Genomic DNA, 24,604 nt, shown 5'->3' on the forward strand with positions numbered 1-24,604 from the left:
AGCGGCCTCCCCTGACATGGGAACGGCTCTGCCTGAAGAGGCAGGGCCGTCTGGCGATCCCGATCAGTCCCGGTTCGGGCGGGACCAGATGAGCTGGAGGCCGTCCTCGCCTTCCACCTCGACCAGCGTGGCGTAGATCGGCGCCGGGAAGCTCGGATCGTCCAGCTTGACCGAGAGATAGTCGCGGCCGGTCTGCTCGGAGTGCTTCTGCCAGCCCGCCCCGAGTTCAACCGAGCCCGCCGCGAAGATGCGGAAGTGCGGTCCCTTTTCCGAGGGGTTGTCGACGCGCTGGAAGCGGGCCTTGACGTTGAGGGTCAGGGTGCGGATCGAGCCGGTGAAGCCGTTCTCGGTGGAGGTGAAGGTGCCGATGGTCGCCATTGTCGTCTTCCTTATCCTGAGTTCCGGGCCGCGCCCTTCGCGGCCTCGATGGCAGTCGCAAGGACCGGGGACGATCGGACCGCACCCAACCGGGGTCCCCGTCGCGCCTTCGTGACGGGGTGGTGATGGGCCGGAACGCAGTGGAGGGCGGCAGAAAGCGGCTTTGTTGATCCGCGAGGAATGCGGACGAAGTTCGCAGGGGAAGAAAGTCGCGCAAGGCCGTTGCGGAAAAACGATCGAGGCGAAGCCGTTCTCCGGTCAGACATGCCCCATCGAGCCCGCAGGAGGGGCGGCCGTTCAAAGAAGGGAAAGGAGCGCGCGCGAAGGCCCCACTCGGCCCCGTCCACCATTAGGATCGGCGGACCTCGACAGCACGACATCCGTCAGCTGCGCTCTATCAGGCGGAACGATCTCCCGGAGAGCATCGCACGGACAGACCGGCCCGGTGGAGGAACAGCTCCCGCATGGCAGGGAAGCCGCCCTGCAGATGGGCGACATAATATCGTCATGCGATGACAGCCCGGCCTTGGCCGCTCTGGCAGCGGCATCATCGAGGCCCGTAGCGAGAATCGACGCATGCCTGGCGCCGCTGCCACGAATCAGGACCCACCCCTCTGGATCCGCGAACCGCTTTCTAGGGGCGAAAACGTCAACCCTCGGGTAGTGTCTCCGGCCATCGCTGCGCGCCATGCAGGACGCGAAGCCGTCGTTTCCGTCACGACATAGGCCGCGACATGAGGCGTGCCGGCGATCACCAGTTCGCACGTCCCGTCGATCCTTCCGGGACGGCCACTTTCGGGAAAATCGCACAGGCGACGCACCGCACCCGCGGTCCGCTCGTCGATGGAAACCGCGGCGGAAGCGTTATCCGCCTCGATATGAGAGAATATGCCGTCGCGATCGGAGAGCGGCCAGGCTGACCAGACGAGCTTCACGATTGAACGTTACCCGCGCGGTGCCGGGCCGCCGCCCGGCGTGCCGCGAAATGCATCTCCGCCTCATCGTCGGAAATATCGGGCCGGGTGTCGTTCAGCGCTTGCAGCACCTTGGCCCGGAACCAGGCATCATGCACCTCGCTGTTCGCCATCAGCTCCAGCGGAAGCGCGCCCTCATTGGCGGTCCGGGTGAGCAAGATGCGCACGGCATCGGACACCGTGAGGCCCATGCTTTCGAGCACGGCAGACGCGCGATCCCGGATTTCGGCATCGATGCGAGTTTGAACGAGAGCATTTGCGACCATCGGCGCCTCCTCTATCAGCCAATGTAATACGATTGAATGACGATTGCCAGCTTTCTCCCGACCACTCATCCCTTGCACATGCTGGCGACGCAATAACCAGCCGTCAGGATGGAGGCTCTCCGGATCGGGGAGGGCTCGCCGACCTCTCCGAGATGATCGGAACATGCAACATCAGGCGACCTCGCGCTGTTCAGAGACCGTCGGCTGGAGGCTGTGCAGGAAGGCGACGGCGCGCTGCGCATGCGCCGCCGCCGAGAAGATTACCCTCTTGTCCTCAGCCAGCACTTTTAGCCAGGACTCGAGATAGCTCGCATGGTCCCGCCGCGGCTCAAGCTCGGGAACGATGCCGAGGTCGGCGCAGAGGAAGCAGCTCCCCAGCTCGGCGATGAGTTCCTCGCGGGCGCGTTCGCTCCTGTCCTTTCCATAGCGGCTGAGATCGCGGTTCACGCGATGCGCCGCCGCGGTCCAGTGGGTGGCCTCGTGGCTGAGGACCGCGACGTAGCTCGCCGCGTCCCGGAAGGTCTGGAACGGCGGCATCTGGATGTGATCGCTGCCGGGAGAATAGAAGGCGCGATCGCCGCCATGCCGGATCACCGCGCCGGTATTGGCGAAGAAGCGGTCGGCCTCTTCGATCCGTTCGATCGGATCGCGCACCGGCGCCGACTTCGCAGTGTAGCGCTCCGGGAGCCCGCCGATCTGCGCGACGTTGAAGGCGGTATATGCCTTCAGGAAGGGGATTTCCCGCTCGACCTCGCCGCCATTCCCATCGGTCTCGGCCTTGGTGAAGCGGCTGGCGAAGACCACCATGGTGCCGGTCTCGCCCTTGCGCACCGCGCCGCCGAGCTCGATCGCCTGCTTGAAGGTCATCCAGACCGGCGAGACGTAACCGCGCGCCATCGCCTCCGACCACAGCAGCAGCACGTTCATGCCGGAATAGGGCAAGCCATTGTGCCGCAGCGGCCGCGTCACCCGGCCGATGGCATTCGTAGAACGCCACGGCTGCATCCACGGGCGCACACCCTTCTCCAGATCCGCCACGCACGCGGGATCGACGAGAGGCCCGTCGAGCCGGATCGGCCGCGCAAATCGGTCGGCGCGGAGAACACGTTCGCGACCGACATCTTCGAGCCCGAGGCCGCGCGCGCCGAGCTCCTCCCCCTGGCCGCAAAGGTCTGGCGCAACTGCGAGGCGCATGGCATTTGCGGTCGGACGGTGATGCTGAAGGTGAAATACGCTGATTTTCAGCAGATTACGCGCAGCCAGACCGTTGCCGTGCCGGTGACAGACCAAAGCGAGATCTAAGCCATTTGCTTCGCGTTGCTTGAACCGATTTTCCCGGCCTCCAAAGGCATTCGCCTGCTCGGAGTGACGGTGTCCTCGCTGGCGGAGACGTCGGACTTGGGCGGCGGCCAGCTTCGGCTGGCAATCTAGGGCCCCGCTGCGGTCGGTGGCTGCGGCGCTTCCGTTCTTGATTATTTCGGTTATATTGCTATATGGATAATCGGGATAACCAACGAAGGAATGCGGCCATGACTGCCCCCGATGCGACTGTTGCGCTCGCCGGCTTCGCGACGATGACCGGCACGCCGGAGCAGGTCCGGCATCGTCTCGACCATCTCGGCGGCAAGCCTAAACAGGTCATTGCTTTGACCCTCGAGCAAGGGAGTGAGCCGGCCGTTCGCGCGCTAGCCGAGACGTTCGAAAGCATCGCACCGCTTGTCGGTGCCATTCTCGCGCGCCGCCAGAGTGAGGCGATGCAGTCGATCCTCGAAGCGTTGGTGCCCCAGGTGCCTCCGCCTCAGCATATGTTGGTCGAGGCGCGGATGACGGCCGAGGCGCGCAAGGCTGTGCTGGAAAGCGGTGATTGGCTGACGGCAGCCCAGATCGCCGAGATGGCCGGCTTCAGCACCAACAATCCCAGCGCCCAGCCGAACAAGTGGAAGAGGGATGGCCTCATCTTCGCGGTTCGGCATCTGGGAATTGATTATTTTCCTGGCTACGCCCTGGATCCGAACACGGGCTATCGCCCGCTCAAGCCTCTTGCCGCCGTGCTCAAGGTCCTCAGTGGAAGCAAGGACGATTGGGGGCTCGCCTACTGGTTCGCCTCCGATAACAGCTTCCTCGGCGGCAAGCGTCCGCAGGATCTCCTGGCGGAGAAGCCTGAACGCGTGATCGCGGCGGCCGAAGATGAGCTGCAAGGCGCGGCGCATGGCTAAGTCGCCGGGCAAGCCGAAGCACGCAAAGGCAAAGGCCCCCGGCAACGCAACGCCCTCTCCTCCGGCGGACTTGGGAGCAAAGACCTCGACGGTGATCTGGCCCAAGGGCCAGATCATTCATCGCATGCACCTGAACGCCTATGTCGGCGATCAGTTTAACCCGGGCCTCAAGGGCAACGCGCGCTTCAGCCCGATCGTCGACGGCGCCGGCGCTGCAATTCCGACGCTCTATGGGGGCACGACGTTCGATTGCGCCGCCATGGAGACCGTTTTTCACGATGTCCCTTTCACATCGGGCCTCAAGACCTACGACAAGGGTAAACTCACGGGTCAGACCTATTCGCGGCTGGAGCCGCAACAAGATCTCATCCTCGCCGACCTGAGTGCCACGGCGCTTCGCAGATTCGGCATTCGGCGCACCGAGCTCATCGACACCGAGAAGGACCGCTACCGCCATACCCGCCTTTGGGCCGAGGCGTTCTACGCCGCTCGGCCCGATATTCAGGGCCTGTGTTGGGTTTCGAGGCAGGATGATCGTGCGCTCGCGATCATCCTGTTCGGCAACCGGCTTTCGGCAGGCGCACTCGTCACCGTGTCCCCGTCGCTCGACCTTATCGGCACACCTGGCGTCTATACGGACCTGATCTCCCTCGCGGAACGCATCGGGGTGAAAGTCGTCCCTGGAAGCTCCTGATCGAGGTAGTTCATGGGCAACCCTATACATTTCAGTCTCGAAATTCCGAGGCGAGCACCTCAACTCCTTCGCGACCTATACGAACACTTAGGCGTGTAGCGCGCCGATCAGGAAGGCACCAATCCGGCCTCCAGATGTGATCACGGTCATTGCAAGAATAAAAAGCGGCCTCGTTTGCGGAGATGGCTGGAACAGCGTCTTCAGGTTCCTGGCCAGATCCTCCGCCATATCGTCGATCGTGGCGAAGCCTGCGCGCTTCTCGACATCGGTTTGGCCAGCTGGCGACGGTATTCGGCAGCGACAGCCATTACGGCAGCTATCGATCCCGCAGAGGTGCCACCGATATTCATGAAGCGATAGCGCCCCGGCGAGCCGGGTGATCGCCTTGGGAAACACCACGCCGGAGGTGATGCCACCCTTCATGATGAGATCGCACTGGAGGTCCGGCTTAGACAGGCCGACCGCGTCATGCGTCGTCATTTCGTCCCCGCTGAACCAACGATGGCAACTGCTTCACCTACGGAGGACATCTCCGATCTGATCAAGAGTCAGGGACGGCATGAAGGTCTTGTCCTCGTAGAGCTTGCGCAGTGCGACGGTATCCACCGCGCCGAGCCGCTCCTCGCCGAGCCTGTTGCCGCCGCCGGCCGCCCAGGCACTGTCCCAGATGAACGCCAGCGTCCGCGCGCCGTCAGCCATCGCGGCGGCCGTGGCTTGGCCGAACTGCCGCCAGAGCGCGCTCGTCACCCGGCGCGACTTGCCCCCACCGGTCTCGATATAAGCGTCGACGAGATCCACGGGAGGCAGCGCGGTCGCCGTGCGCACCATGAGATCGAAGATCGCGACCGCCACTTCCTGCCCGTTCTCCAGCAGGGCGGGCCTGTCGGTCGCGGCCGCGACCTCCTGCGCGATCAGCGGCAACAGCACGGCGGCCTGATGGTCGATCATGGCGGTCTCATAGGCGGAGTGGACGTCCTCGCCGCGCCCGTCCGGATAGCCGTTGTTGAGGTAGGAGCCGTGCAGCGACTGGCAGGCGTCGCCGACATAGTGCGCCGCAATGCCAGCGGCACACACATAAGCAGCGATGTCCTTGTTCTTCACCGCCTCGACCATGGTGTCGAAGAACTGCCAGACGCGGAACGGCAGCAGGCCGCGCTCACCAGGGCGGGTGTGGCCGAGCGCGTCGTAATATTGCTGCCAGTCGGCGACCGTTACCTTGCTGGGATCTGCCGCGCAGATGTCGCGCAGCGTCCGCCCGTCAGGAAGCGGCTGGTCGATATCGGCGTAGTGGGTGGGGTTTTCGGGATTTATTCCACCCTTCCGCCCGCCCTTGATCCTCGATGCCGCCTGCTTCCAGACCACGTCCGGCACTCGGCGAGTGGCACGAAGCCTCCATTCTGCCGCGCGTCGCGGAACACGTCCTCGATCTTGTCCGGGGTGAGCTCGGCGAGCTGGAAGCTGATCTTGTCGCGGTTGGCCAGCATCAGCGTGCGCAGCTTCTCCGACCGGACGGCATCGCAGGCATAGGCGCCAATGCTGTAATGACCAGTGGCGCCCCAATAGGGCTGCACGCCGGTATTGTGGTCGCGCACCAGCTCGACATCTAGCAGCCGGCACACATTGCTGAGGCTGGTCGCCAGTGCGAAGTTGAAGCTCGCCTTTTCCGGGCCGGCCATGAAGGTTTGGCCGCCCCACTGGATGGCCAGCGGCCGCAAGGGCTGGGCGGCGTCCGTCGTCTCCAGATGCCAGAGCGTGCCGGAATCGCCTGGTCGGGTCTGGGCGGAACCGTCCTCGGCCGGCGCGATCAGGAAATCCGAGACGTCGTCATAGCCGCCGATCGAGCGGTGACGGTAGAATAGCGCCTTTATCTGTCCCGACAGCCGCCCGGATATGGCGCCATAGGCGACGATCTTCGCGCCGATGAGCCGCAGCGTGATGTTGCGCTCGCTTAGATCCGCGAGCGCGCCGAGCGCACCCAATCCGTAGACCTGCGAGGTCCAGTCCCTGAGGTTGGCCAGCGCGACGAGCCCGATATCGAGCGTCAGCCATGTGCGGCGGCCGGGAAAATCGGTGTAGACCTCGAAAAACGGCAGCCGCGTGAGCTGCCTGTCGGTCGAGGCGCCGATCTCGACCTCGGCGCCGCGCAGTACCGAGAGGATCGGCTGTCCGGCAGGACCTGCGACATGGCGATTGGTCAAGGCGTAGACGGTATGGCCGTCGCTCACCAGGCAGCCGATGCTCGCCATCCGTCGGGTGCCCTGCGACTCGCTGATCAGCGGAAAGCCGCCGCCGATGAACGTGTCCGGCCACTGCACGTCTAGGACCGGCGCAGAGGCGGGCTCGGCTGGCGACACCTTTATGACGCAGACCGGCACGGTGCGCCCGTCCGGCATGTAGAGCGTCTTCGGCACCATGTCCTCGGGAGGCAGCCCCTGGCCGCCGCCGCGGAATCGCTCCGCATCCACCCATTTGTCGACAAAGACGATGATGCAGGGCCAAGAATAGTCGCGGACCTCAGAATTCTCCAAGGTCCGCTCGCCTCTCGGCCTGTAGGAGCGGGCAGCGGCGCCCGGCTTCGGCTTCGCCCTCGTGGGCCAAGTGTCGGATTTCCGAATCAGGTACAGGCCAATCGCCGTGCCGACGACGTTGGCCCGGTGGATCAGATGGTAGTGATAGAGGTCGCGCGCCTCCAACAAATCCTTGACGGATAGGCTGGCAAAGTTGCGCTCCGCTCCCAGGATGTCCATTCCGCGCTCCCCCCTGCACCCTCCACACAAATACACCTATAAATTGTTTCGCACGAGTGACGCCTCTCGATTGAAGAGGCAGCAACTCTGAAGGTGACCCACGAATTGTTATCCCTTTGATCGATTGGGACACACATCCGACGTCGATTGGGCGTGCGCATCTTCCTCCTTTACTGAGGTGGAGGGAATCGAACCTGCGTCACTCCCATTGAAGGGCGGATTACGGCTTCAGGACAGGCCCTGATGATCGATGGCCCCTCGTTGCTCGATCGACCATCTATGGCCGCATAGCGCTGGGTGGATCATTTCGAGACGGAACAGGTCAATCGAATGGCCATGCGCCGTTCAGCGCGTCGATCGACGCCTCCTCAATACGAGACCGTAGCGTGCACAGCGAATAAGCTCACGGCGACAACACGGCCTTTGCCGTGTCAGAGGTGACGCACCTGTCTAGGCTCAAGGAGCTTATGCCATGGATCTGCAACTGGACGGCAAGCGTGGCCTGGTGACCGGCGGCAGCAAGGGGATCGGCCGCGCCATCGCTCGGCAACTGGCCTTGGAAGGCGTGGATCTCGTCATTGCCGCCCGCAACACCGCCGATTTGGACCTCGCCGTGCATGAACTCGCTGCGGAAACCGGACGCAGGATCGTCGGACTGACCGTCGACACGCAGGACGACGGCTCGGTCAAGGCTCTGGTGGCGGGAACGGTCGCGACACTCGGCGGCCTCGACATCCTGGTCAATGCTGCGGCCAAGCCGGGCGGGCAGGCACCGCCGCCGAAGCTGGCCGAGATCACGGACGACCTGTTCTGGGACGACGTTAACGTCAAGGGATGGGCTATCTTCGGACGGCCCGCGAGGCTGCTCCTCACATGGCGGCTGCCGGCTGGGGCCGGATCATCAACATAAGTGGTCTTGCGGCGCGACAGACGGGTTTGATCATCGGCTCGATCCGCAATGTTGCGGTCTCTGCCCTGACCAAGAATCTCGCCGACGAGCTGGGATCCAAGGGAATCAACGTCACGGTGGTCCATCCGGGTCTGACCCGCACGGAGAAGACCGCTCCCTTGGTCGTCGCCCGCGCGGCCTCGAATGGCGTGACGCCTGAGATCGAGCGGCGCCTAGCCGCCAATGTAACGATCGCGCGGCGGCACGAAAGACACAGGCCTAGCGTCTGCCAATTGGCTCCGCTAGGCTTCGACGCAAACTTTCAAAATGAGCGCTTTGCGAGTAAGACATCATGGACGGAGCGAACCGTCGTCGCAACCAATCTAGCAACAAACTCCACAGAGCGATTCGAGCCTCTATCGACAACGCCTGGCGATTACACGAGGAAACCTACGACCTCGAATTCCGCACTCCTTGCGCCACCCGATATGTTCTCTTGATCATTGCTCAAGAGGAGGCGGCGAAGGCGTTCCTTCTTTACCTCATCAGTGAGGAGATCGTGCCGCTGACGGCTGCTGTTCGGCGGGCGATCAACGACCACGCCTGCAAGCATCTGGTTGGCATGATCATGGACTACATGATTATGCATTGGGAAGAGATCGAGGAGCTGAACGCGATCATCAACCGCGACTTTGAACTGGGTAACAATCTGCCGAACGATGTCGGCAGCGCACTCGAAATTCTACGGTACGAAAAGATTGGACGCTGGACCGTGAACAACTGGGTCTGGGCCGAAGACCCCGCATATGATCGTGAAGCGCTTAAACTGGCTGATGGAAAGCGCGACCGCCGAAAGCAAGATGCACTCTACGTTCGAATTGGCGCGGATGGCCAACTGGCCTCCACTCCAGCGGTGATAACGCAGACCGAAGTCGCGACAGAACTTGAACGAGCGAGCAGGTATATCAACTTCGCTGAGGCGCTCACGACAGCGGAGGAGAGGCACGGGTTCAACAAGGACCGGTTTGAGAAGGTTATGGCGGCACTGAAGCTGCTCTTCAAACCGAACGAAGGCGCGGCGTCCGTGGCGCCGTGACGATCGTTCCGGCATCTCGCACCCTCCCTGTCGTCGAGGAAAGTCGCGGGCGCTTATATTCGCCTCGAGAATCCTTCAGCGTGCTTTTACCACCGTCGCCACTGAAGATGCTTCAGGCAAACTGACGTTCCATCACCGCTTCGTCGAGGCGGTGTAATCGCACCGCGGGACAGACCTTCTTCACGATCTCACAAAGGTGTTGATGATGCGTGAGGTAGATCACTTGTCCGGCTTGCGCCACGTCCGCGAACAGGCGGAACGCTTCCTCCGCCCGGAAATCGTCGAAGGTTTCCATGATGTCGTCGGCGACGAACGGCACCACACTGCGCGCCCGCACGAACTCGTGGTACCCGGCGACACGTAGCGCCAGATAGAGTTGGAACCGCGTGCCTTTCGACAATTCCTGGGCAGCCTTCGAGCCTCCGGCGGCGGAAAGGGCGATGAGCGTCTCCCCGTCCTTGCTGGGCTGGGCGGCAAGACCCGTATAGGCACCGCGGCTGATGGTCCGGAACGCCGCCGAGGCACGCGCCATCATGGAACTGCGATGGCGCTCCCGATAGGTGGCGAGCGCCTGCTCCGTGGCGGCGACGCCTGCCCGTAGCTGCAGATAGCGCATCGCGCCATCCTCGATTTCAAGGAATATCGTGCGCCGGCGTTCCTCGATGCCGGCGACCCGGGCGTCGCCGCCGATCGCCTCCACCTGGTCGATCGCCGCCGAGCGCGTCGCAAAGAGCTCGTGACAACGCTTGTCCTGGTCCTCGAACCGGGCTTTGAGTTCGATCAGCTCCGCTTCCAGCGCCGGCCGATCTGCCGCATCGAGGGCAGCCTCGGCGCTGAGGAGATCAGGCGCGCGCACCGCATCGAGGATCTCACGCCCGGCATCCTCGGCCTGTTCCCGGAATTCGGCCCGCCGCGCGACGTCGGAAAGCTTATCCGACACCTCCGCCAGAGACGCGACCTCGAAGAACGCGGTCATCCGGTGCTTCTGCACGTCGTGGATCGCCGACGTCTCGGCAAGCGCACGCTGCCGTCCCGTCGCCTCCTCCAACCGCTCCATCAGCTTCGCCCGGCGGTCGCGTTCGGCGCCCGCCACCCGGACCTTTTCACCGATGCCCTGCGCGAGCTCGAGAACCGGCACGGTTCCGACCGGGATCCTCAACGAGCCCGCGAGACTCGCCACCTCGTCGCGGAACGCGACCTGGTCCTTTTCCATCTTCTCGATGCGGTCGACGAGGCCCGCCCGCTTCTCGATCGCCGGCGCGAGATCGGCAATCGCCACGAGGATCTCGCGAACGACGCCGATGGCCGGCACCTCAGCGATATCGGCGAGCCAGCAGCCGCGACAGGTCCTGGACCATGCCTCGGCCCAAGCTCCCTCGTCCGCTCCTGCCTGCTCGGCCGCACGCTCGCGCAACGCCACGTCGCGCTGGCGCTCGTCCAGGTCGGCACGCAGGCGGCGCAGCTCGGCCTCACGGTCGAGTGCCGCCTGGGCATTGGCGAGCAGCACGTCGAAGCCCGCATCGGGCTCCTGGGCCAGGCGGGCCCGACCGAGCGCGGTGCGCAACTGTTCCGTCGCCGCACCTGCATCCTGCTGCGCGGCGCGAAGATCCTGCTCGGCGCTCCGGACCGCCTCGCGCGCGTCGAGGGCCTTTTCCCGGCGGGCAAGCCAGTCCTCAATCGCGGGCAGGGATGGTGCAGAAGCGAGCGAAGGCGCGATTGCGTCGACCGCCTTGGCCACCTCGGCATCGAGACCGTCCAGGGCAGCAGCCGCACGGTCCCTGAGCTCGACGGCCCGGTCGAGGTCGGCCTGCGCCACGGCGAGTGCCTGCCCGCTCTGGTGCAGCTTCGCCAGCTCGGACATGTGCGAGAATCGTCCGGCGCCGATGATGTCATCGTGGCGCAGCACTGTCTCGAAGGCATCGGCCGATATGGTATCGAGTTCGCGCCGATGCGCGGCCCAGGCCTGCTCGCGGCGGATCCGAATCTCGGCAGCCTCCTGATCGGTCACGACGCCCGTCGTGGACGAAAGACTCGCGCGCTCTGCCACCAGGTGGCGGACCAGCGTCGTCAGCCGTTCGGTCTCGCTCTGATGCCGTGCCAGCGTGGCCTCAGCCTCGCCGCGCGCCGCCCTCCAGTGCTGCATCCTGTCGGGACCCGGGCACGGCAGGCCGACGAGATCATCTGCCGTGCCTTGCCAGGGGCGTAGTGCCGTCAGGCGATCCGCAAGCGCATCGACAGCAGCAGCGCGGGCCCGATCGGCCAAGCGATGCCGGACATGGTGATCGGCGGAACGCGTCTGCTCGACGGTGATCGCCAGCGCCGCCATCGATCGCTCCCGCTCCTGCGCAGCCTGCGGATCCGCGCCGGGCTCCGGCAGGCGGGCCGCGGTCTCGGCGAAGCGACGGCGTGCCTCGATGAGTTCCCCGGCGGCGGTACGTATCGCGGCGTCGATGCCAGAGCGGGCTTCAATCAGTTCGCGCAGACGACCGACCGTTGCCGCCGTCAGGATGAGGCGGCGGGGCTCCGCCTCCCCTTCCCGCTCGATCCGCTGGAGGATTGCCGAGATCGCGAGGTCCGCCTGCCGGAGTTGCAGACGCCTCTCGGGAATGTCCCGCTCAGCGGTCACATGGCGCGCCCGGAGTTCCCCGAGCCGCTCCACCGGTTCGCAGAGCCGCAGGGCGGCCTCGTCCACAGCGATCGCCTCGATCTCATCCGCAAGGCGCCCAACCTCTTCGGCGATAGCCTGGATCTGGACGCCGAGCTCGATCTCCTGCTTCTGAAGCCTCGGCAGCTCGCTCGGCCAGCCAGGCGGGGCCTCGGGCACGTCCGCAAGCGGAGCGAGGCGCTCGCGGATGCCGCGTAGCGCCGCAAGGCGCGGCAGCGCGGTGAGATGGCGCTGGATTTCATCCATGCGCGACTGCGTGCGGGTGCGCTCAGTGACCGCCTCATCATAGTGCGCCCTGGCTCGGTCCCGGGTCTCGACGAGCCGCGCATGGTCCGACGCCAGGGTGTCGAAGCGCTCCCGCTCTGCCTTCAGCTCCGTGAGCCGCGCCTTGAGGTCCGCAAGCGTGCCACTGCGCGCGCGGTAGCGGTAGAACCCATCCGCCTCTCCCCTAAGATCGAGAAGCTTGTGGCTGAGATGGGCGAGACCGGCGCTGGCGGAGAACAGCAATTGCCCGAGATCGCCCTTGCTAGCGAGGATGCTCTCGCCACCCTTCTCGAGTGTCTCATCATCGAGCGAGAACATGGTGCGATAGGCGTCGCGCTCGATGCCGCCGACCTCGCCGCGGATGGCGCTTTCGGCGATCGTTCGGCCCTCGGCGTCGAGCAGGCTGTTCTGCAGCCGCTTGATGCGCGCGAACTCCCTCGTCTCGGCGCCGAACTCCAGTGCTCCGCCGATCCGCATGGTGGAATAGGGATGGAGGAAATCGAATGGGCTCTGCGCGCCGATCCCGAACAGCAGGTCGAGAAACGCCGCGAACGCCGTCGACTTGCCGGCCTCGTTCGGCCCGTAGATGACGTGCAGGTCCGGCTGTCCCTCGGTTCGCTCGCCAAAATCGATGCTGCGGTCGGTGAACTTTCCGTACCGGGTGAGGTCGAGGCGGCGCAGGCGCATGACTCAGACACCTTCCCCGGCAGCCTCAAGACGCGCCATCACGCCCTCCGCTCCTTCGCGTGCCAGTCGCGCGAGTGCTTCGCGAAAGGACGCCTCGTCGGCGCCAAAGGCGTCGCGGCATTCCTGTGGGAGCTGCGCCCTTATCTCCTCCGCCATGCTGACGAGCTCGGCCTGAAAGGAGTGGGAGCCTAGAATGTCCGTCTTGATCAGGCTATGCAGCTCGGAAAGCGGATCGCCAGCCGCCTCCGTCCGTTCGGGCGGATGGCAGGCAATCTCCAGCTTCTCGACCCAGCAGGCCCCAATGACCGAAGCTCGCTGGTCGGCTTCGGTTTTCAACAGATCCGCGTCACGCCGAAGACGCCAGGCCAAAGGCGTCGCGCCGGTCACCTTCAGGCGAGCGACGAGATGTTCGGAGCGAGCAGTGTCCCGCGCCTTCTCCAGCGCGCGCGTCGCCGCCGCCACGAGATCCCGCCAGTCTTCCAGTCCGGTGGCATCGACGGCAACCCGTTCGAACTGCGCGATGCTGGTAGAGCGCTGCTCGATATGGACGGAGCGATCGTCATCGATGGTGACGAGCGTGACCGACTTGGCGCCGGCCTCGTTGATGTCGCGCCCCTGCGGCATACCGGGCATCACCACGGTGCCCCGCTCTTCGACGACCGAGCGTTTGTGCACGTGGCCGAGCGCCCAATAATCAAAGCCCGTGGCCTGGAGCTCGACGAGGCTGCACGGCGCATAGACATCATGGCCGGGGGCACCGCCGAGGCTGGTGTGCAGCAGGCCGACATTGACTGCCCCTTCCACCGTCGGCCGATACTTGCTGAGCAGGCTCTCGGGCGCGTGCGGCTGGGCGAAGCTGAGACCGTGGATCACTACCGGAACGCGGCCGGGCACGTGATCGATCTCCACGGCTTCGGCGCGCCCCGCGAACACCTTCACCGAATTTGGTAGCACCAGTTCCTTCGTGATTTTCGACAAAGCGTCATGGTTGCCCCGGATGATGAAGACGCGGATGCTGGCTTCGTCGAGGCGCCGGAGCTGCTCCGCGAGGAAGCGTGCCGTCTTCATCGAGGTCTGCTCGCCATCATAGAGATCGCCGGCAATCAGCAGCGCATCGACCTGCTCCTCAAGGCACAGATCGATGATCCGCACGAAGGCGCGCCGCGTCGCATTGCCTATCAGCTCCGCCAGATCAGCATCGCGTAGCGCAAGCGAGCGCAGCGGGGAGTCCAGGTGGATGTCTGCTGCATGAACAAATCTGTAGGCCACCGTCTCTCGCCCCTCTTTGCGCCATTCGGTGCACGTGCGGAGCTTACGGGCGGATCGAAAGACGTGATATTGAAATATCGAGCTGGGAACGGGATACCCGCGGGCAACATGCGGGGCTGAAGCTTTCTATCGGGGGACGGAATGATTGGGGAGCCGATAGATGATGTTCTGGAATGGTCAAAGAAGCTTTCGCCCTGGAAGCAGGACGCCCTGAGACGTCTGGCGATCAGCAATGAGCTTACCGCGGCCGACGTCGGTGAGTTGCTTGCTCAGGTCAAGTCCGCTGTCGGATTCAAACTTCCGGTCGCGCCTCCAAAAGCCGTCCCGTTCACCAAGGCTCATTTTGGAGGCGGGAAACATCAACCCATCATTCTGAAGGGCATCGCCAGCATCGAGAACGTGAATCGGCTGGTGCCTAAGGCGTCCCTCACCTTTTGTCCAAAAGCACTCACAATCGTTTATGGCCGGAACGGAAGCGGCAAGAGCGGCTTTGTGCGGATCCTTCGGACGGCTTGCCGGACGCGCGTTGAAAACCCGGCCAAGCTGAAGGTTCTCGCTGACGTCTATGGAGGCACTGCCGGCCCGCAAACGGCCGAGATTGTAATCGACGCCGGCGCCGGGGACACCGCAATCCCGTGGACGCCCGGCACGGTCGCATCGCCGCAGCTCATGCAGGTCTCCGTCTTCGATACGGCCTCCGCGCAGCTCTACGTCGATGGTGGAAATCAGATCCGGTTTCTTCCATTCGGATTGGCCCTGCCTCACCGTCTCAATGCCGTTTGCATCGGCTTGAAAGAGACACTCGATTCCGAGCGCGCAACGGAGGTCGGGAACAAGGTCAGCCTGACGACGATCGCTTTCGCTCCACAACGCGAAACGGCAGCCCAGCGCTTCGACAAAGCCTTGAGCAAATCCACGACCGATGCCCAAATCGATACGGCGACAATGTCGAGTGAGGAAGATCAGGAGCGGCTCGACCAGATCACGGCTGCCCTCTCTGCCGGTGCCGCGGCCGCTGCTGACGTCAATGCGCTCTCCAAGTGGATCGATACCCTCGCAATGGAATGCGAGGCCGTTGCGTCAGCGCTCACCGATACTGCGTTGGAGCAGCTTTCCAGTCTTCGTGCTGCTTCGGTCGCAGCGCGCCAGGCAGCTACGATCGCCGCCGGAGAATTGTTCACCGACGAGCCCCTGGCAGGTGTCGGCAGCGACACTTGGCGAGCACTTTGGGCCGCGGCGCGCGACTACTCCGTAACGGAAGCCTTCCCCGGACAGACGTTTCCAGTGTTGATCGCAGACAGCGGGGCGGCTGCATGCGTGTTGTGCCAGCAGCCGCTACTGTCGGATGGCGCAAGCCGCATGCAGCGCTTTCAAAAATTCATGGACGACACCCTCGACGCCGAAGCCACAACGGCGGAGCAGGTGGTGGCCGATGCACTCACGAATGTTCACGACCTGACCTGTCTTGGCGCCGACGACTTCCCTGACCGGCTCGAACAGGTGCGAAAGCGGGACGCGGAACTGGCTGATGGGCTCTCGATCTTTCAGACCTCGGCGGTGAAGCGCCGCGCGAACGCAGTTGCGCGCCTTCGAGGCGAAGAGAGCGTCGCGGTTCCTCCGATGATTGTACCGATCGAGGACGTGAAGGCTTTCGCGCTCAAGCTGAAGGCGGAGAAAGATGGGCTCGCGCAGGCAGGGAATTCCGAAGATAGAGCCAAGCTGGCTGCGGAAAAGGCGGAGCTCGAAGACGGCAAGACGCTAGCCGCAAACAAATCGAAGCTTGTCACGCGTCGGGACTTGTTGGTTATCGACGACGCCTACACGAAAGCTCTCGCTGACGTTCAGACGAGAGGCATAACGCAGCGCGCCAACGAGTTGTTGGACACGCATCTGACGACGGCGGTGGTCACGCGTTTTGATGCCGAGCGGTCGCGCTTCGACATCATGCATCTCAATGTCGAGCTCGCCCGCAAGAGCGGTCAGACCAAGGCGGAATTCGAGATAGATCCCAAGACGAAGCTGACCAAGGTGACGTCGGAGATCCTGAGCGAGGGCGAACAGCGAGCTTTGGCCCTCGCCGGATTCTTGACCGAGGTTGCCCTAACAGACGGCTCTGGGCCGATCGTGATCGATGATCCCGTTTCCTCCCTCGACCGCGACAGAAGCGCCAAAGTGGCCGAGCGGATCGCCGAGGAGGCGACGAAGCGACAGGTCATCGTGTTCACCCATGACATCATCTTCTTTAATGAACTCTGTCGTGTCGCTGACGACGCCGGAATCGAGCCGGTCACGGTTGCTCTGTTCAGCGATAAATCCGCGGCTGGTAAAGTCGATACAGCGGGGATGCCGTGGAAAGGCCAAGACGTCAGCAAGCGTATAGGACGGATAAAGAACGATGCCGCGCCTCTCGCAAAACTTCATGCGACGAGCCCAGCGGAGTACGAATATCAGGTGAAGAACCTGTATGGTCGGCTACGCGACACTTATGAGCGCGTCGTGGAACAAGTGATTTTCAGGGATATTGTTCGGCGTGGGACGGACGTCATCCAGACGCAGCTGCTTCGCTACGTTCGCCTTTCGGATGCGCTGGCCATCCGCTTCCACGAGGGGATGACCCGCGCAAACACGCATAGCCATGACAATCCGGCGGCAGACACCGTCGCTATGCCTCAGCCCCACGAGTTCGCAGCGCATATCGCAGAGCTCGAGCTCCTGATTTCCGACCTTAGGGCCGAGAGTGAAGCTGCGGAGGCCGCTCGGCCGCAGATGAAGCCGAAGAAATGAGACTAAGAACTCGCGGGGGGCAAAGTAATGTGCACGGAACAGCGGGGGGCCGGCGATGATCGTCAGGGAGTAGCCGGAACGGAAAACACGAGCTTTCCGTCAAACGCCTCGCCGGATTCATCTTCAACGCCGGCTATCCTGAACCGCCGGACACCTTGGCCGACTGGATGTTCCAGTTCGCCGGAAGCCTGACCCAACCGTATTTTGAGGGGCACTTCGAGGGCCTGTTCCAGCAACTCCGGATCGCCAAGGATAAGGACGACTTCGGGCGCTTCATCGCACATTATGACAAGCATATGAGCGCCGCGCATGCTCGGCGCTATTTCGAGGCGTGCAAAGCCTTTCTTGGCGCGTTTTCTGAGTTCTCGCAGGTCCACCATCTTGTCACTGCGAATGTCGAAATCAGCGACGACTATGCCGCGGCCTCGACGAACTTCGATGCCACCCGCATGATATATGGCAACCTCTTCGAGGCGTTCGGCGACAACATGGAGGTATTGATCGCCCTCAATAACGTGATCGAGGGCCGGCCGTTCGATCAGCTCCGCACGATCGGGCTAGCTGCTTATCGACAGACCGACAAGGCTGGACGCTGCAGGGCCATCGCCGACAACGCCGATATGGCGGCCGTCTGCGTCGAGTTCGACAACCAGGTCCGCAACGCTTCCCACCACGGCGGCATGATCTTCGACCGCGTGACCGGCACGGTCGAATACCGGTTCGGAAAGGGCGGCCAAGGGGACACCCGCACGATGGGATACGCGACCTATCTCGCGCGCTCATCGCGACTCTTCATCCAGCTCATGCTTCTCTTTCGCCTGGAGATCCTTTTGGCGAACGAGTTCGGGGCGCGTCTTCCACTCTAAGCGTGGGAAACGCTTCGTCCCGGCTCGTGGAACCCCGTGGCGGGCACGGCAGCCTGCCGTCGAAGCGACATCGCTCGGACCATCATGCTTGGGAGGGGGAGACTTGCGATCGGTTATTCCAATCATCGAGCAGCTAGACCGCGCCCTGAGCGAGCTGGCCATCAATCATCCGCTCCATGGCCGCATCGCTCTGATCCTCGTCGACAACGGCCTGGAGCTGATGTGCCATCTGAAATGCACCGATCTCCTATCCGACGACCGCCGACGAAGCCCGCGCGGACTGACCCAAGAACAAAGGAATGACGCGCGAGGACGCGCCTTCGACAGGAAAATCAGGCTCCTCCAGGACGTCGGCCATATCCGGTCCGAGCAGGTTCAGGCAATCACGACCCTGCACGGCTACAGGAACCAACTTTACCATGTCGGCCTGCGCGACGATCCGGTCATCGGCCAGCTCGCCCACCTGTATTTCCACTTGGCCGCCGAGCTGCTTGAGCCACTGCTCGGCCCTCACCGCCACCTGCGTTGGGAGCCTGAGATCATCACCGACGCCGCGCGGCGCCTCTTGCCGGAGCTGGCGACCGCGAAACGTTACGGTGCAAAGGTGGATATTGCGGGGCTGCGCGCCCGATGGGTTGCCGAATGTCCGCCGCCGCCGGTGCCCATCGAGCAGGCCCTAAGTAAGCACCTTCTCGCCAGGGTCGACGAAGCTGAGGCATCTTTCAGCATTATCGCGAGAGGACGTTCAGGGACGGATGATCCTACTGCGACCCTACGGACGGTCCAACTCGAGGCCGATACTCTGACGGCAATTCGCCGCCATCGCCGCGATCACGATAAGCAGCTGAAGGCGAAGGGTCTCGAGCCGAAGCCACTCGATGATGAGCAGCTCGCGATGGCGCGGGGAACGAGGGTCCTTGAAGACCTCAACGCACGCCTTCTACCGAACTGGACCCCCAAACACCCAATATTGCCCTTCAACAGTTGGCGAAAGCAGGCCACATCGATCAGCACTAAACGCAAGGCGTCCATCGCGCTGGGGAGCTTTGACCGGATCAGGAGGGAGATCGACCAGCTGGAGGACATCATGGCCGAGCCGATCGAGGATATGTACGGGTGGCATCAGTACCTCGAAGATGTCGCGATGGACAACCGGTAGACCCGATGGATCCGAAATTCGCTGCCCATGGCGAGTCGCTCCATGGCTCATTCCAGCGTCTTGTCGCGAGGGGGTGGTGGACGCATGACACGCATACGGCTTGGTCAGCTCTTCGATTGTACGGAGCAAGGCGGAGCTCTGGTTGGAGAAGCCGCTGATGGTTCACTTCGACACATCGACGACGTGCAGTCGGGACTCGCCTGCCAATGTCGATGCCCCGGTTGCGACCGGCGAATGGTTGCAAAGAAAGGGGATCTGCAAGCACACCACTTCGCGCATCACTTTGATCGCCACGGTGCTTCATGCACGTCCGCGGGCGAAACGGCCCTCCATAAATTCGCGAAACAGGTCCTCGACGAGCGACTGGAGATTGCGCTTCCCGAACTCCTCATTTCGCATCGAGACGATACCGAAGTCGTGGTGAGGGCAACGAGACTCGGATTCGACGAGGCCGTTCTTGAAACCAAGGACGGGTCGATTGTACCGGACGTCGTCCTGGTGCTGCGCGATCGGCGCCTCATCGTTGAATTCAAAGTCACCCACCCCTGCGATGACGTAAAAATCGCGCGCATCCGGGCGATGAATGTCGGGGCGATCGAGATCGACCTGTCCGCCTACCGGGATCGAGCATTGGATGAGCTGGCCGACGACATCCTCTACAACGCTCCCAGGATCTGGCTTCACAATCCGCACGAGCCCGCTGCCCGGGACCGTGTGTCGGAGAGGGCGCGCCAACGTGCCGAGGATCGGCAAAAGTCCATCGACGAGCACCATCGAAATTATCGGCACCGCCTTCCGGCTCCCAAGGGGGGCAGCGGGGAGTGCGAGGCTATCCTGCGCCAAGATGGCTTGGATGCTCTGATCAACCTCCCCGTCGACGGTAGCGGATGTTTCAGCGTCCCGCTCGCCGAGTGGCAAGGTGCAATTGTCCTTGGTTTGCTGGAATCGAAATCCCAACCCTTCAGAACGCGAACGGCCGTCGCAGCCCTGGTAAGGCGGAATTGGATCGACCCGCACTTCCGCTCGGTCTCCGAGGACATTGCCAAAGCGCTAAAGGAAGCGGGCTTGCCTTTCGCTTCTCCCGCAAAATCCGTTGAGAGCTATCTTCGCCAATTGGAGCAGCTTGGGTTTGTCCACTCCGCACCCTCAGAGATTTGGAAGGCGTCCGGTCCTCTGCGGCAGAGGATTCGCGAGGCGGATGAGTTGCGGGCGCGCCCTGCGAAGCGCCTGGCCGAACTGCGGGGCATCGTGTCAGAGCAGCTTGTCGGCCTGCCAGACGAGGAAACGCGCGACTTCTCATTCGAGGCATGGATCCTGGCCGACCTGTCGGGCCGTGTACAGTCCGTCGCTGACGCAATCCACGGCAGTGATCCTGAATGGACGGCGCTTTGCCATCAACTGTCCAACATCCGCACCCGGATCCGCTTTTCGCCTCGCGCCGATCTGGAGCTTCTTGGCCTCCCATGCGAGGGGGAGCTTGCGCGCGCGCTGCAGAGGAAGCGCCTAGAGGCCGAAGACAGAGAACGGGAGAAGCGGGAAAAGGAAAAGGCCGATGCGGAAGCACGGGTAGTCCGACTCAGCAAGCTCGCGGCGGCGGACCTGGGTGAAGGTTACGAAATCTGGCTGCGCACCGGCGATGCGGCTCTGAACGGCCAGTCTCCACTGGAGTCCGCGCAGAGCGAAACTGGGCTTCGCGACGCACTCCATGCTCTTGGACGAAAAGCGGACCAGCTCAGGATCGAGGAGCAAGCCCGCGAGCGCAGGCATAAAGCCGTCCGAGAGCTCGAGGCCCTCGCTCGCAACCGCTACATCGACCCTGCACGGGCAGATCTCTGGATGCGGAGTTCCCGCCCTGAACTTGGCGGGCAATCGCCGGCCAACTTCGCGATCGACGACGCCACGCGTGACAAATGTGCGACCTATCTCCCAGGGAAAAAATCACGCTATTGAGCTGGACGCCCGATTGCGTGAAACAGCGCGATCGCGATAGGAGGGCACTCCCCTGTCTTAAATTTCTACAGCGATTTCGGGTTGGATTGATGTGCTGATCGGCGTGTACAGATCAATATTGGCGGCGGTCCTGAGTGTCGCGAGAAGCGAGTAGCGAATTCGGGTGCCAGCGCGATGAAAGCCGGGATTCTCTCGCCACCAACCACCGATCGGATAGACGATGATGGCATCGCGCTGAGACAGCTCGACGGCATCGCCTTCCCAAATGTCAGCATGCAGCGAGCCGCGATTTCGCAGATTCGGTCCCAGCATCCAGCGCGTCTCCGCTGCCCGCGCCGGAGGCCGAGATCCCGCCTTGGCATTGATACGGCGGACGAAAACATCCAAGCGTTCGTCCCCCGGCTTAAGGGCAAAACGCAATCCGTGAGAGGCGTAGCTATGGCGCCGGCTTCGGCCTCGCTCCCCTGGATTGGGTTCGATGAAATAGCTGAGCGTGATGCGCAGCTGCACCTGAGCCTCACCTAGCGCTTCGAGTTCATCCCGTGGCCAGGGCAGCTCGTGAACAACGAGGTCCTTAGTCTCGACGGCGCCCGCTACCCTAGCAAAGGGCTGCATGTCATTCTCAATGACCATGGTCACGTCGTTCTGAAGGCTCCCGAGGGCGCGTGAGAGGGATGGCACTCCGAAACCATAGCGGCGCAAAACGCCATTCTTGCCGATCGCACCGAGGTGGGCCTTCATTGCCGTCGTCCATTCAGCCGAATGGACGACAAGCCCACGCACCGTCTCGGGCCAAAGGCTCGGCCTCTCGGCCATGATCTGGGCACCCATGCGGGCCGCAAGCGCTGTAGCTGCACTCGTCTCGCCCGTTGTCGTGAAAGCGCGGTGTTCCGGCAACCGATAGGTGGTCAGAAGTGCCAGATCATCGACGTGATCACCGAGCAAGGTTGTCGGGTCGACACCGATGTTGCCACCCTCGAAAACGACATCCGGCTTGAGCGGCCAATCGTGGTTCCAGCTGACCGAGGTGCGGGACCTCGGCATGATATCGCCGACGTCTGCCATCGCCTCCCAGCCCGCGAATAGCGGATCGACGATGGTATCCTTTTCGGTGAAGGCACCGACAGACAGGACATTCCAGGCCTGCGCGGGGCTCTCAATCGGCGTTGTGTCGTTTCGGGCGGGATAATCGTCACGATGGATGTCGTCCCGGATATTTCCAGCCGAAACAGCGATGAAGCGAGGCGCGTTGTCAGCGCCGAATGCAAGCGTATCGAGGGCAGCGGACCAGGAGGACGGCCGGCCCCGCCAATGATCGCCTTCCGAGGTGATGGCGAGACATATCGCGCGGGGGCGGTTCGGCGCGACGATCTCGGTACGGGAGATCGACTGCGCGGTGATCGCACCATAGAGATCGGGATCGTTGGCGCCGTGATCCGGCAGCACCTTGACCGATTCCAGCCTGTGGCGCAGCGCTACCGGCCCGTCGCCAGCGAGCACGTCGATCAGATCCCCGTAGAGCGCCACACCCGACAACTGGGTGCCGTGGCCACCATGTGCCTGGTTGCTCACGTCCTCGACGTTCCAGCCTCGATCGAAGGCCTGTTGATCAACGGCAGCAAGGGCCGGTCGGATCAGCGGATGTCGGCGGGTCGAACCGGAATCGAGGAGACAAACGGCCGGTACATCGGCGGCGGGGGCAACGATCCGATCCGCCGTTTCCGCAGCCCAGGCCCGCTGTTCAGCCCCATCCATGGCCATGAAGAAGGAGGGCGTGTCGCGCGCCGTGCGCAGCTCGGCGATGGTGTCAGTATTAGCGATGATGCGCCCCAGCATCTCCGCCGTGCCGTGGACAATGACAACTTCTCGCTCGGGAAAGGTCAGCGCGTGCTCGCGCATTGGAAGTGCGAGTCGTCCCGCCGCGGCGACGAAGCGCTCTTTCGTGCCTAGCCGCAGCCAAACCTCCCACCAGATCGCGACACCCGGAAGAGGAAAGAATGTTTCATCGTCGGTGTAGAGCGACCGGGCTACAGCCAGTCGCGCGGTCTCGATGGAGGCGACCAGGACCTCATTCTTTGGACCGGTCGCCTCCTCTATGATCTGACCGTCGACCTCGCGCCTGCGAACGCGGTCCTTGTCCCGATAATCAGCAACCTTCTTCAGATAATACTCGCGCTGCTTTTCGGGGACGAAGACGGTAGCGGCAACCGTCGTACCGTCGGCGTTACCTGGCCGCACACTCACCAGCTCGATCGGGAACTTTCCCTGCCGATTTTCGAGCTTGTCGACGATCTCGGCCTGAGCTACCGGCAGATCGAATTCGAGATAGAAGCCCGGCGTTCCTGCGGCGAGGCCGTCTTCGCGGGCACGGAGCTGTGCTTCGGCGCCAACCAACGCCTCCGTCAGGGCTCTGGTCAATTTCTCAGCATGTCGGACTCTGTCGCGCTGCGGCGGCTTAGAGTTACTGCCACCAGCATGAGCGGTGTAGTCCTGTGCTACACCATGGCCAGGAAGATAGACATGCGGGAGTGGGCGCAGAGGATCGTCTGCCATTTACCGATGCGCAGCTCCCTTGCGCTCCGCGATGGCCCCTGTGAGATCCCGCAATGTGATGCGATCCCGCTCCTCAAGAACAACCAGCTTGGCGGCATCAGCCGCAGCCCGTGAGATTTCGGCCTGGCTCATACCCGTCGCAGCGGTGACCACCGCGTCCCAATCCAACCCCTCCGTATCGAATGTTGCCAGCCGCGCCTGGAGGATCCGCTTCGCGACTTCGGCGCTCGGCAGCGCATATTCGATCACATCGTCGAACCGGCGGAACAGGGCGGGGTCGAGCAACTCGGGATGGTTGGTGGCGGCGATCACCAACCCCTCGCTTTCATCCTCCTCAAGAAACTGCAGGAAAGAGTTGAGGACGCGGCGGATCTCGCCGACGTCATTGCGCTCCGCCCTTCGGGCGCCGATGGCGTCGAACTCGTCGAAGAAATAAACGCCCTTTGTTTCGACCATGGCGGTGAACACCATGCGAAGCTTTGATGCCGTCTCGCCCATGAACTTGGTCATCAGGGCGTCGAGCTGGACCGTGAAGAGCGGCAAGTGCAGCTCGCCCGCCAAGGCCGAAGCCGTCATCGTCTTGCCGGAACCAGGGGGACCTATAAGCAGCAGCTTGCGGCGCGGTGCCAGTCCGTGACTGAGGAGCCGATGCCTCTGACGTTGTTCGCGAAGAACGCGGCGAAGCCGCTCGTCAAGTGTTTCGGGAAGCACCATGCTCGACAGCCTGACATCCGCGTACCGGACCGCGATCAGATTGGCGAGATCACCCCGTGGCTGCGCCAACGGAACTGGAGCCAACCTTCGCTTGGAAGGTCGGTCTTTGTTGGCACGAGCGGCGTCGACGAGTTCGCGAAGCTGCATCGCCACTTTGCCGTGACCCCGCCGCGCTTCGCTAGCAGCCGCCTGTAAGGCAATCGTCAGGAACTGCTCATCGTCGCCTTCGACGTGGCTCTTGAGAAGGGAGATCAGTTGCTGCGCGGTCGTCATGACATCTCAACGCAGCAGACCGCTGCGCAGCTCCAGACACCGGGTTGCCCAGGATCGCAGCACAGGATTCCTCTCGCGGCGTTCGAACAGCAGTCCTGAGAGATAGGCCTTTCTCTTCAAGAACAAGTTAAGAACGAGTTTAGGGGTGAAGGCCAGCGGA

20 protein-coding genes and 1 pseudogene are annotated in these 24,604 nt (G+C 63.1%); 10 read left to right on the forward strand and 11 right to left on the reverse strand.

Features of this window, described 5'->3' with window-relative positions; genetic code table 11:
• Window positions 1-63: 63 nt before the first annotated feature.
• The 4 genes from KHC23_RS20185 to KHC23_RS20200 all read right to left on the reverse strand — a co-directional run bounded on the left by KHC23_RS20185 (window position 64) and on the right by KHC23_RS20200 (window position 2,656).
• A complete protein-coding gene (locus KHC23_RS20185) occupies window positions 64-378 on the reverse strand; it encodes a DUF736 domain-containing protein (RefSeq protein WP_213366388.1) in 315 nt (104 codons plus the stop codon).
• Between the two features lie 599 nt (window positions 379-977).
• Window positions 978-1,313, reverse strand: coding sequence for a type II toxin-antitoxin system RelE/ParE family toxin (locus tag KHC23_RS20190; RefSeq protein ID WP_373878490.1), 336 nt, complete (start codon window positions 1,311-1,313; stop codon window positions 978-980).
• A complete protein-coding gene (locus KHC23_RS20195; RefSeq protein WP_213375355.1) occupies window positions 1,310-1,618 on the reverse strand; it encodes a type II toxin-antitoxin system RelB/DinJ family antitoxin in 309 nt (102 codons plus the stop codon). Before KHC23_RS20195 ends, KHC23_RS20190 begins: the two co-directional genes overlap by 4 nt.
• A gap of 171 nt (window positions 1,619-1,789) precedes the next feature.
• A complete protein-coding gene (locus KHC23_RS20200) occupies window positions 1,790-2,656 on the reverse strand; it encodes an ArdC family protein (RefSeq protein WP_343210781.1) in 867 nt (288 codons plus the stop codon).
• Here KHC23_RS20200 and KHC23_RS24800 point away from each other — a divergent pair.
• The 3 genes from KHC23_RS24800 (at window position 2,567) to KHC23_RS20210 (ending at window position 4,528) form a co-directional block, all read left to right on the forward strand.
• Window positions 2,567-2,920: a DinB/UmuC family translesion DNA polymerase gene (locus KHC23_RS24800; protein ID WP_343210782.1), complete on the forward strand. Its 354-nt coding sequence runs from the start codon at window positions 2,567-2,569 to the stop codon at window positions 2,918-2,920. The genes KHC23_RS20200 and KHC23_RS24800 overlap by 90 nt on opposite strands.
• Window positions 2,921-3,147: 227 nt before the next feature.
• Window positions 3,148-3,834 (forward strand): hypothetical protein, encoded by a 687-nt coding sequence (locus KHC23_RS20205; protein WP_213375157.1) that lies wholly within the window; start codon window positions 3,148-3,150, stop codon window positions 3,832-3,834.
• Window positions 3,827-4,528, forward strand: coding sequence for an RES family NAD+ phosphorylase (locus tag KHC23_RS20210; protein WP_213375158.1), 702 nt, complete (start codon window positions 3,827-3,829; stop codon window positions 4,526-4,528). The genes KHC23_RS20205 and KHC23_RS20210 overlap by 8 nt, the downstream gene beginning before the upstream one ends.
• Window positions 4,529-4,615: 87 nt before the next feature.
• Here KHC23_RS20210 and KHC23_RS24700 read toward each other — a convergent pair whose 3' ends face one another.
• The 3 genes from KHC23_RS24700 to KHC23_RS20225 are packed head-to-tail and all read right to left on the reverse strand — an operon-like array spanning window position 4,616 to window position 7,275.
• A complete protein-coding gene (locus KHC23_RS24700) occupies window positions 4,616-5,008 on the reverse strand; it encodes a hypothetical protein (protein ID WP_213375159.1) in 393 nt (130 codons plus the stop codon).
• A 33-nt stretch (window positions 5,009-5,041) separates the two neighbouring features.
• Entirely contained in the window at window positions 5,042-5,890 is an 849-nt protein-coding gene (locus tag KHC23_RS20220) for a phospholipase C/P1 nuclease family protein (RefSeq protein WP_213375160.1), read from the reverse strand.
• A complete protein-coding gene (locus tag KHC23_RS20225; protein ID WP_213375162.1) occupies window positions 5,836-7,275 on the reverse strand; it encodes a Nal1-like putative serine protease in 1,440 nt (479 codons plus the stop codon). Before KHC23_RS20225 ends, KHC23_RS20220 begins: the two co-directional genes overlap by 55 nt.
• 472 nt (window positions 7,276-7,747) lie before the next feature.
• Here KHC23_RS20225 and KHC23_RS24550 point away from each other — a divergent pair, with 472 nt between their 5' ends.
• The 3 genes and pseudogenes from KHC23_RS24550 (at window position 7,748) to KHC23_RS24555 (ending at window position 9,260) form a co-directional block, all read left to right on the forward strand.
• Complete coding sequence (locus tag KHC23_RS24550) at window positions 7,748-8,185, forward strand: SDR family NAD(P)-dependent oxidoreductase (protein ID WP_271188567.1); 438 nt, start codon at window positions 7,748-7,750, stop codon at window positions 8,183-8,185.
• Window positions 8,149-8,286 (forward strand): annotated as a pseudogene (locus KHC23_RS24705) (short-chain dehydrogenase); the annotation flags it as partial. The gene KHC23_RS24550 and the pseudogene KHC23_RS24705, both read left to right, overlap by 37 nt.
• Before the next feature lie 230 nt (window positions 8,287-8,516).
• On the forward strand, window positions 8,517-9,260 hold the full coding sequence (locus KHC23_RS24555) for an AbiV family abortive infection protein (RefSeq protein ID WP_246544809.1): 744 nt from the start codon (window positions 8,517-8,519) through the stop codon (window positions 9,258-9,260).
• Between the two features lie 112 nt (window positions 9,261-9,372).
• Here KHC23_RS24555 and KHC23_RS20235 read toward each other — a convergent pair whose 3' ends face one another.
• Window positions 9,373-12,876 (reverse strand): ATP-binding protein, encoded by a 3,504-nt coding sequence (locus KHC23_RS20235; RefSeq protein ID WP_213375164.1) that lies wholly within the window; start codon window positions 12,874-12,876, stop codon window positions 9,373-9,375.
• 3 nt (window positions 12,877-12,879) lie between these two features.
• Window positions 12,880-14,145, reverse strand: coding sequence for a metallophosphoesterase family protein (locus tag KHC23_RS20240; protein ID WP_213375166.1), 1,266 nt, complete (start codon window positions 14,143-14,145; stop codon window positions 12,880-12,882).
• A gap of 141 nt (window positions 14,146-14,286) precedes the next feature.
• Here KHC23_RS20240 and KHC23_RS20245 point away from each other — a divergent pair, with 141 nt between their 5' ends.
• From KHC23_RS20245 to KHC23_RS20260, 4 genes are all read left to right on the forward strand, one after another.
• Window positions 14,287-16,929, forward strand: a complete 2,643-nt coding sequence (locus KHC23_RS20245; RefSeq protein WP_213375168.1) for an AAA family ATPase — start codon at window positions 14,287-14,289, stop codon at window positions 16,927-16,929.
• Between the two features lie 167 nt (window positions 16,930-17,096).
• A complete protein-coding gene (locus tag KHC23_RS20250; protein ID WP_213375170.1) occupies window positions 17,097-17,795 on the forward strand; it encodes a hypothetical protein in 699 nt (232 codons plus the stop codon).
• A 103-nt stretch (window positions 17,796-17,898) separates the two neighbouring features.
• Window positions 17,899-18,954, forward strand: a complete 1,056-nt coding sequence (locus KHC23_RS20255; protein ID WP_213375172.1) for a hypothetical protein — start codon at window positions 17,899-17,901, stop codon at window positions 18,952-18,954.
• Between the two features lie 234 nt (window positions 18,955-19,188).
• Window positions 19,189-20,904: an antitoxin Xre/MbcA/ParS toxin-binding domain-containing protein gene (locus tag KHC23_RS20260; RefSeq protein WP_213375174.1), complete on the forward strand. Its 1,716-nt coding sequence runs from the start codon at window positions 19,189-19,191 to the stop codon at window positions 20,902-20,904.
• 57 nt (window positions 20,905-20,961) lie between these two features.
• Here KHC23_RS20260 and KHC23_RS20265 read toward each other — a convergent pair whose 3' ends face one another.
• A complete protein-coding gene (locus tag KHC23_RS20265; protein WP_213375176.1) occupies window positions 20,962-23,457 on the reverse strand; it encodes a S8 family peptidase in 2,496 nt (831 codons plus the stop codon).
• Window positions 23,458-24,444: an AAA family ATPase gene (locus KHC23_RS20270; protein ID WP_213375178.1), complete on the reverse strand. Its 987-nt coding sequence runs from the start codon at window positions 24,442-24,444 to the stop codon at window positions 23,458-23,460.
• Window positions 24,445-24,604: the final 160 nt, after the last annotated feature.

It is taken from the genome of Ancylobacter dichloromethanicus (assembly GCF_018390645.1).
GTDB classification, from domain to species: domain Bacteria; phylum Pseudomonadota; class Alphaproteobacteria; order Rhizobiales; family Xanthobacteraceae; genus Ancylobacter; species Ancylobacter dichloromethanicus.